Annotated in this window: 9 protein-coding genes; 4 read left to right on the forward strand and 5 right to left on the reverse strand. The window is 34.6% G+C overall.

The annotated features are described in order from the left end of the window. Window positions 1-240: 240 nt before the first annotated feature. From F6K15_RS36415 to F6K15_RS36430, 4 genes are all read right to left on the reverse strand, one after another. Window positions 241-486, reverse strand: a complete 246-nt coding sequence (locus tag F6K15_RS36415; RefSeq protein WP_293070796.1) for a hypothetical protein — start codon at window positions 484-486, stop codon at window positions 241-243. A 12-nt stretch (window positions 487-498) separates the two neighbouring features. After that, the gene (locus tag F6K15_RS36420) at window positions 499-726 is read right to left on the reverse strand and encodes an HNH endonuclease (protein WP_293070798.1); all 228 of its coding nucleotides are present in this window, start codon (window positions 724-726) and stop codon (window positions 499-501) included. Window positions 727-824: 98 nt separating this feature from the next. Beyond that, window positions 825-992: a hypothetical protein gene (locus tag F6K15_RS36425; RefSeq protein WP_293070799.1), complete on the reverse strand. Its 168-nt coding sequence runs from the start codon at window positions 990-992 to the stop codon at window positions 825-827. Window positions 993-1,132: 140 nt separating this feature from the next. After that, window positions 1,133-1,303 (reverse strand): element excision factor XisI family protein, encoded by a 171-nt coding sequence (locus F6K15_RS36430; protein WP_363269479.1) that lies wholly within the window; start codon window positions 1,301-1,303, stop codon window positions 1,133-1,135. Window positions 1,304-1,815: 512 nt separating this feature from the next. Here F6K15_RS36430 and F6K15_RS36435 point away from each other — a divergent pair. Both F6K15_RS36435 and F6K15_RS36440 read left to right on the forward strand, forming a co-directional pair. Continuing rightward, on the forward strand, window positions 1,816-2,526 hold the full coding sequence (locus F6K15_RS36435; protein ID WP_293070801.1) for a tRNA1(Val) (adenine(37)-N6)-methyltransferase: 711 nt from the start codon (window positions 1,816-1,818) through the stop codon (window positions 2,524-2,526). Window positions 2,527-3,431: 905 nt separating this feature from the next. Next, window positions 3,432-4,094 (forward strand): glutathione S-transferase family protein, encoded by a 663-nt coding sequence (locus F6K15_RS36440; protein WP_293070803.1) that lies wholly within the window; start codon window positions 3,432-3,434, stop codon window positions 4,092-4,094. 223 nt (window positions 4,095-4,317) lie between these two features. Here the strand turns inward: F6K15_RS36440 and F6K15_RS36445 are convergent, their stop codons facing one another. Then, window positions 4,318-5,613, reverse strand: coding sequence for a glutamate-5-semialdehyde dehydrogenase (locus F6K15_RS36445; protein ID WP_293070804.1), 1,296 nt, complete (start codon window positions 5,611-5,613; stop codon window positions 4,318-4,320). Window positions 5,614-6,471: 858 nt separating this feature from the next. Between F6K15_RS36445 and F6K15_RS36450 the strand changes: the two genes are divergently transcribed. Both F6K15_RS36450 and F6K15_RS36455 read left to right on the forward strand, forming a co-directional pair. Then, window positions 6,472-8,229 (forward strand): mechanosensitive ion channel family protein, encoded by a 1,758-nt coding sequence (locus F6K15_RS36450; protein WP_293070805.1) that lies wholly within the window; start codon window positions 6,472-6,474, stop codon window positions 8,227-8,229. A 94-nt stretch (window positions 8,230-8,323) separates the two neighbouring features. Further along, window positions 8,324-8,833, forward strand: coding sequence for an LptA/OstA family protein (locus F6K15_RS36455; protein WP_293070807.1), 510 nt, complete (start codon window positions 8,324-8,326; stop codon window positions 8,831-8,833). The last annotated feature ends 687 nt before the right edge of the window (window positions 8,834-9,520 follow it).

Raw genomic sequence — 9,520 nt, forward strand, 5'->3', positions numbered from 1 at the left:
TGGCGTCAGTGTTTCAGTGCTAAAGAAGTATATAGAAAATCAGGACGAACCACACACATAACGCCCGGCTTTCCCATACGACGCTCCCCTACGGGAGAGCGCGGGACTTCCCGCCGGGGGAGTTAAAGTTTCAGTTTCCAGGAAAGTATGCAATTGGCAGAAAAATTATTTTCACTCCTGAGAGGAACTAAGTAGTCGTGTAAAAATAACTTGAACAGTTTTTTTTATGGAAGCTATATTTCACAATTTATCCCAGATAAAATTTGTACAACTTATTCTTACATGGCTCCTAATTCTTTTTTGAGCAACTGCTGATGGATATCTACCCATATTTATTAACAATTGTCGTTCTAAGATGCGAACGCTATCATTAAATCCTAAAATTATAGCCGTTACCTCCCCTATAGGAGTTAAAGGTTCAATTATTGTTCCTTGAAGCTTAAAATGATTATTCCTGTTATCAATTCGAGGGTTAAAAAATATCACTAATTCACCAGTTTATTGAGAAATAGAACCTAAATCACTACCCTTATTTCGATTACAAAATGTACAAGTATAAGCAAGGTTATCTACTTCTGTTGCTCCTCCATGCTTAATACTAATTATATGGTCTATTTGAAAACCTAAAAAAGTATCCTCTTCAGAAATTAGGCAATATTCACACAAAAAATCTGCGCGACTAGCCACCTGATTTCGTAACTTTTCACTAATATAATAACGTGACATTTCTCAAATTTTTACTGTTGATTAATATATTGATATGCTCTAGCTTTGATTAACCTCATTAAATGTTCCAATTGTAAAAAATTATCTAATTCTGATTTTTATTCCCTCAATAAACCAGTTGTTTTTTCTCGTTCTATTAAATTAGCTACTCTTTCCTTAACTTGCTCAGAAGCTTGAAAAGAAATAATTTGTTCAGGAGTTGCTCCTGATGCTATAAAATCTATTATTTCTGTGTAAGCTTGAGAAATTGCAATTGGCATACTCATTTCAGTTATCACTTATCAGCATAGCACTTTTAGTATTGAGTTTTCCTAATGTTTCAAATTTGCTGATATTAAAAAATTTATAAATACTCAAACTCGCTCAGAAATTAATTTTAACTTTTGATTTGTGCGTAGTGCTATATCTAATAATTTGACTGAACTTCCCTAAAATTTTCAGCATTCATTTCCCATAAATGCCCTAAAATTATATTATTCTGAGGAATGCCTTGGTCAATTAAATCTTGAGTAATGCCGTGTTCTATACCATCATATTCAACATAAACTTTTCCTTCTCCTAAAGTAATATAAATCAGGACTTACGCAAAGACACTATATATAGCGTATGACAAATAGAGCGATCGCTACATTTTTTTTAAGCGATCGCCTAAACAAGAAAATTATCATAACTTAGTGCAAAGACATTAGATATAGTCTGTTCTCAATAGGACTTACGCAGATACGCTATATATAGTACTCATAACTATTGTCCAATAGTTACTGGACTCTATACACAGTGTCTTTGCGTAACTCCTGAATTAATTATTAATATAGCGTTTCCCAAGCTAATGAGGTACAGTTATATTACTAAAATTAAAATTGCTGATTTTTCAAAGTTGCCAATATCTTCTTATATCAAATCCGGTTAAACAGTTTATAGATTAGTTAAGGAGTCAGTCCTCAGTACTCAGGAGGAGAGAGAATCACAAAGATTTAGCAGTTATGACGATTCGAGAATTTTTTAGGGATTGACAGTTAATTAGCGATCGCCCTCTGATTGTACCTCACGCTTCTTGGGAAATGCTATATTAAGGAGAGAAATTAGAATATGGGAGGAAATCAATTTCGATTTAAACAGTTTACTGTTCTACAAGACCGATGTGCAATGAAAGTCGGTACTGATGGTACTTTATTAGGAGCATGGGTAGATATTTCTGGAGCAGAAAAAATTTTGGATATTGGTACTGGTACAGGTTTAATTTCTTTAATGCTGGCACAGCGTTCCCTTGCTCAAATTGATGCTGTAGAAATTGATGTAGACTCATCCATTCAAGCTAGAGAAAATGTGGAAAGAACGCCATGGTCAGACCGGATTAAAATTTACAATTCTTCTATTCAGAAATATACGGAATTTTGTCAAAAAAAGTACGATTTAATAGTATCAAATCCTCCTTTCTTTGAAAATGTTTCTAAATGTGCAAAAAAAGCCAGAACAGTTGCTAGACATACAGACTTTCTTTCGCAAACTGATTTATTACAAACAGCAGTTCAAATTTTGTCTGATAGGGGTAAATTAGCTGTTATTTATCCGGTCGAGCAAGCTAAAAAATTTCAGACAAAAGCACGGTATTTTGGATTATTTTGTCACAAAAAACTCTATGTCAAACCCATGCCAGAAATTCCGACAAAGCGAATCTTGATGGAACTAAGCAAAAAGAAATTACCGCCTCAAGAAGATAGTCTTATTATTGAAGCTAAACAATATTTATACACGCCTGAATTTATCACATTAATCAAAGACTTTTACTTAAAATATTAGTTTTTTTCCTTGTTTATTATTGAATATGACTGAACCACTTAGGAATTAATAATTCTCAAGATATGCTGGATAAAGCTAAAGAAAAATTAGCTCAAATTCAAGATTTTAATTAAATAGAGTTAATTTGTGAAAATGCAGAAAATTAATCCTTTGAAAATAGTAGTGTGGTAGTGATGAACTACACCTTACAATTTTTATATCAAATCCAGTAGCATCAGTGTAATTAGATCAAGAGAGTGGGGAGCAACCCCTAATCCCTCCCAGGAGAGGAATGTGGGGTTAGGGGGAAGATGGGGAAATTTCGTTAACTCTCCCTCAAAGGCAAAAGTTATTACAGCTAATTGATCAAGGTTTAGTTCCTGGTGGTTTGTTATATTATTTCCGGATAATTAGTGATAAAAAAACTTTCTCTTTTTCTTGCTTGTTCCTTCTTTATTCCCTCCTGAGGGCTGACTCCTCCCTCGTTTATTTATAACTATTCATATCATGTCCGTTGGTATAGTTTGTGTAAAACCAAGGGTGAATATCTACAAAAAATTTACGTTTGTTTTTTCAAGCTTTTAAGCCTTCTTCCCTCTTCCTTCTTCCTTACCTTCGCTATACAATACTGATGCTACCGGACATGATATAAACTGGACATTATATTATTTATAGGTGAAAAAATTAGGTCTAATTATCCTTAATTTCAAGAACAAATTGCCTGTCATTATGAAGCTTTTAAATCTAAAAATGGTTATGCTCAAAATGAAGCTGAACGAAAAAAAGAATATCTGGAAAATTTATTAGTTTCTTTAGTAAGGGTTGACAGCCGTTAACCCCTACAAATGGTGTATAATTTATCTTTTGCGTAAGTCCTGTTAATATTAACAGTACATATCTTATTCATCAAGCTGTGAGGTTTTCTGATGTTGACCCTTTATCACACCCCAATATCTCCTAATTCCCGTCGCGTCTGGGTGACATTGCTAGAAAAAGGACTTGAGTTTGAGCTGGTAGAACTCAAACTGAGCGATGGAGAACAATTTAAACCAGATTTTTTGGCAATTAACCCTTTCCACCACATTCCTGCTTTGGTAGATGATGGCTTTAATGTAGTGGAATCTTTAGCAATTCTAGACTATTTAGAAGCTAAGTACCCTAACCCTACTATGTTGCCTCCAGATGTCAAGGACCTAACAATTGTGCGAATGGTACAAATGGTCAGTGTTAATGAATTGTTGCCTTCCATCGATGCATTGGTACCAAGAATATTTGATTTACCCGGAGAGGACTTAGAAAAAGTTGAAAAGGCGCAACAGAAAATTGCTACAACACTAACGTTTTTTGAGAAATTATTGGGCGATCGCTCTTATTTTGGTAGTGACAATTTAACTTTAGCTGATGCTGTTGCTGGAACAATTGTTCCTATATTCTCAATAAGAGGTGGTATTTCCTTGGCTGAATATCCTAAAGTAAGTGCTTGGTGCGATCGTTTAATGGCACGTCCAACATGGCAAGCTTCTGAGGCAACACCAGAAGCATTTGAAAACTTAAGGTCTATTCTGGCAGCTCGAATGCAAAAAAATTGAAGAAGATGGTAGATTTTATAGCAGTCCCCACTATAGTTAGGACATCGGGTAATTATGATGATTCATAACGCGAGCAAGATGCTCGCACTAATTGTCAAACACTAACCAGGCCGTTGCTATAGGTGGTAGTTGAAGAAGCTTACCAATTGAAGAAGGTTGTAGGTGGTAGATAAAAAAGTTTACCACCCTATTCCCTATTCCCTATTCCCTATTCCCTGCCATATTACAAATCTCGGTGAGTAAATGCCTGAGCGCGATCGCCGGAATAAGTAGCAGCAATGTGACCATCACCTATAACTTGATATTTATAAGTTACTAACCCTTCTAAACCTACTGGACCTCTGGGTGGCATTTTCTGAGTACTAATTCCTACTTCCGCTCCAAAACCATAACGGAAGCCATCAGAAAACCGAGTCGAGCAGTTATGGAATACACCGGCCGCATCTATTTGAGCCAGAAACAACTCTGCAGTGTCTCCATCCTCAGTTACGATCGCATCTGTATGTCCAGAACCATAAGTATTGATGTGAGCGATCGCTGATTCTAAATTATCTACTACCTTAATTGACAATACTAGATCGCTGTATTCTGTTGCCCAGTCTCCTTCTGTCGCCACTTTTACCGACGGTAAAATTTTCTGAGTAGCTGCATCACCTAATAACTCTACCTGATGCTTTTCCATAACTGGGAAAACCTCTGTCAAAAACTTGTCTGCAATATCAGTGTGAACTAACAAAGTTTCCACTGCATTACAAGCAGCAGGATACTGAGTTTTTGCATCCAAAGTAATTGCAACTGCCTTTTGAATATCTGCTGACTTATCTACATAAACATGACATATTCCTTCAGCGTGCCCCAAAACAGGAATTTGAGTATTTTCCTGTACAAATTTTACAAAAGAATTAGAACCTCTGGGAATAATTAAATTGACATATTTATCTAACTTCAGTAACTCCAGAGTTTCCTCCCGGGTAGTCAACAACTGCACTGAATCAGGATTAGCAGAAGTTGTTGCCAGTCCTTGGCGAATTGCTGTAACTAATTCCTGACATGAATTAGTTGCTTCTTTTCCTCCTTTGAGAATGACACCATTTCCTGATTTAATTGCCAAAGCCGAAATTTGAATCACAGCATCAGGACGAGCTTCAAAAACTACACCAATAACTCCCAATGGACAAGTAATGCGTTTGAGAATTAATCCTTCATCTAGTTCTCGATGTATTTGCACCGCACCAACTGGGTCAGCTAAAATAGAAACATTGCGTAAACCTGCGATCGCACTATTAAGTTTGGCCTCATCCATTTTTAATCTATTATAAAGAGGTTTAGCAATGCCATTAGTTTGAGCTATCTGACAGTCAAGTTTATTTGCTGCGAGAATTTTTGGTGCTGCGGTTTCCAGTGCTTGGGCGACTGCTTCAATTGCTTGATTTTTTGCTTCTGTGGATAAACCTGCTGATTTTTGTGCTGCTTGACGGGTTGTTTTGGCTATTTCAGTCAAAGAAACTTCTATAATCATCGTCTTTTTGGGATTTTTTTACGACTTATTTGATCATTATACTGCTTCGTTCTCAATAATTAGGGTTTGCGCTTCACTAGTCTTATGGGTGAGGGTAGGAGACAACCCACCCGCTGGCCCCTCCCAGTAGGGGAAGACAGGAGACAGGAGGAACGGAGAATTATAGAGGAGGTAGTCGGAAAAATTTTCTCTTGATTTTTCTGCGATAATCGTCCCAAAATACTAGCATGCATGAGCCTTTCGGTGGAAAAGCTAACACTTTTTTAGACCTAAAAATACTACAACCAATATCAGTCAATGCTTTTATATTTAATCAGCCAGCCCTAATTATTAATGATATTGTGATTGATATTAATTATTAAATTTGCAGATATATTTTCAGAGTAGTAATTCGGGAAACAGAAGATATAAAAGAAGAAAAACAACTGGTAGTCCTGCATAGTAATGGTATACAAGGAACAAGGGATGTTTGGCACGGGAGTAAGATGCTCCCACTGCCGTACCTCCTAACAAAAATAATGCAATGCACCACCATTACAATGCACCACCACCAAACAACTGTATTTCACGAATTTGAAAAACGCTATATTAAGCAAAAAAAATATTGGTTAAGCATTGAAAAAAAAGTGTACTTTCTGTCAAAAGAAAACATTAATTTTGATAAATATTTTGTACTCCAGCTAACTTAAAAAGCGTTTACGTTCCGGAACTGCGCAAACAGATACCATTATCTATGCACAAATTTTTAGCCTGATAGCTAATAAGCTAATAGCTAGTTAAAACATTACAACTTCTGTCCGGATGTTTATCCTTTCAGGCAGAAATCAATCAATAGACTAATTTTATCTTCAATGATTTATGCAAATTTATACATTTATTTCATTCAAACAACTATTCATCAAGCAAAATAACTTTTTTGATCGCTATAAAATCTCAAAAATCATCACAGTTATAATTTTTAGCCTCTTAACCTTTATTCTGATAACTAATCAAACTTTCTTAGCATTAGGCCAGACTTCAGAAACATTACAGAATAATAATATTGAAAATATTACTCAAGTTCAATCATTAACACCTATCAGCAATATAGTTTATAAACCAATTAAAATTGACGGCAGAGAAGTTTTCAAAGTAGCCGCAGTAGCAGGACAGGAAATCCAAGGAAATAGTAATACATCTCCCCTAAATATTAGAGTTAGACTGTATGAAAATAATCTCAAACAAACAATTAAAAATTGCTTTGATGCTGATACTTTAAAATTAACTCTTGAAACCCGAGAAAATCAGACTTTAGTATTTGCCTCAGATGCAGAAGAACTCAAAAATCAATTTCTGATTGCCATCACAGATTTAGATGCTCAAATTCATGGCATATCTAGAGAAGATTTAACTAATCAAATTATTGGTTTTTTGCAGGATGCCTTAATCAGAGCGCAGAGAGAACGACAACCAGACTATTTATTGAGACAACTTTTAATTTCTTTCGGAATAATATTAGCTTTAATGCTGTTGAGCTTTCTCTTATCAATTTGGCAAAAGTACTGCTTAAGAAAGTACCAAAAAATCCAAAAATCCATAGAAAATTTAAAAATATCTCGTCCACAGATAGATGAATTTAGAAATTATCAAGAATTAACTACAGCAAAAACAGAATTAGCTTTAGGGCAAAAACAACAGTTAATCTGGGAACAACAACAACATCAAAATTCTTTTTTTAGAAGTTTTTTACAAGTAAATCACTTGATTGTATGGTTGTGTGGCATTATTTGGATTTCAGGTAATTTTCCTTATAGTCGTTGGCTGCAGATTTTCTTAGTTTCTCATATCATAGTTATAACCATTATAATTAGTACTTATTTAGCAATTAAAGGCAGTCCGATGATTGTCAACTGGTTTGCTATAAATAGTTTTAAAAGATTAGAAAATCAAAGTTATGGTCATAGAAAAATACCACAAGCAATTACTTTTTCTCATACATTAAAAGGAATTGTGATGTTTGTATTAGGTTGTATTGGTATGCTGGGGATATTTCAAAATTTCAATGTTTCTATCACTATCGTATTATTAGGTTTAGGTATTATTAGTTTGATAGCTTCTTTAGGTGGTCATAATTTAGTTAAAGATATAATCAGTGGAATATTGATTTTGCTAGAAGATCGGTATGCAATTGGCGATCTGATTGACCTAGATTATACTATGGGTTATGTAGAAGATATGAGTTTTCGTGTAACACAATTACGTGATGCAGGAGGACGTTTAAGTTCAATTCCTAATAGCAAAATTTCTACAGTACATAATTTGACTAAAGATTGGGCAAGTATTGATTTAAGAATAAAATTAAATTTAGATTCTAATTTAAGCCAAGCAGTACAATTAGTTAAACAAGTTGCTAATGAGTTAAAAAATGATGCAGAGTGGGAAGAGAAAATTTTAGATTCTGCCAGTATTTTAGGTGTAAATAGTATTTCTAAAACTGAAGTAGAACTTATGATTAGAATAAAAAGTATACCAAGAGAACAATGGAATGTAGCTCGTGAGTTTTGCTACAGGTTGAAACAAATTTTTGAGTTGAAAAAGATTACCTTTAATGCCACAATAACTTCAAAATATAGATAAGTCCCTTCGGTTTCCTGTAAAATAATAGAAGTACCTAACTTTATACCCAATAGTCAAGACAATAAAACTCTTAACAACTTTCGTCCAATTAAAAATGATACTAAACAAAAAAATATCAAAATTACTGATATTAAAAGGATTTGCCCTAATCATACCTTTGGCTGTAAATGCCATAACATATCCTACATCTGCCCAAATTAACCCTAACCCACCCCCACAAAACTCCTCAGGGCGCACTATGACCGTTCGCTCCGACATTCAAGAAGCAGACTCTCGAACAGGAGTTGTTACAGCTCGTGGTAATGTCCAAATTAACTATCCAGCTCGCCAAATTCAAGCGACCGCAGCTCAAGCTCAATACTTTAGTAGAGAACGTCGAATTGTCCTCAGTGGAGATGTATTTATCCTACAGGAAGGCAATACCATTCGTGGAGAAACAGTTACCTATCTCATAGATGAAGGACGCTTTATTGTTCTACCACAATCTCAAGGGCAAGTAGAATCTGTATATTTAGTGCCTGTAGGTCAAGGTACAGATGGGGGCAGCGATGTTACTGCTCCATTCAATCCAAAACCCGCCTTTAAAAGTCCAATAAGCCCCTGATTATGGCTTTGTTGCATAAAAGTGCTAGAAGCATTATAAAACAAGGATTTCTCAATAAATCTTATTAATGATAAAGTCTTACACTACAAGGACTTCAGAATATTCGTGCAACAAAGGCCCTGATTATATATAATTAAAAACTATCGCATATTACAAATTAATGTGATATGCCTTATTTTTGTATCTATTTTCTTCTCCCGAAAACTCTAGAAATTTTGATACAGCAAACTGTTAAACAAAACTATTTGTATAGCATAAGGAACAAGGAAGAATTTGATTCCCAAGTTTGTAGTTATTTCATCAGTCAAATACAGTAATGGCAACTGCTATATATCTACAAAATACTCAGGTATATTTTCTTTTCCATGTTCAGGTTTTCCATATCTCCAAGTATAATAAAAGTTATACATAAATATAGTCATATATAGTCAAGTGATGTCAAATATCTTCGTTGATTTATACAAAAGAGCGCCTTTATATTTGACAAAATTTAATAACTCCAAGGCTAAAGGTTTAATAGTATAATGAAATTGGCACGCTTAGTTTCAGACTAAATAATCATAAAAATTCCGCGCGTCCTCGAATCCTAATATAATTTTAACCCCTTGATTTATGAAATTAGTTGAGAGACATATTATTCAAAAAAATCATCGGTTTTATGATGAAATTGACAGACTATGTTTCTTG

The organism is Okeania sp. SIO2B3, assembly GCF_010672525.1.
Lineage (GTDB): Bacteria > Cyanobacteriota > Cyanobacteriia > Cyanobacteriales > Microcoleaceae > Okeania.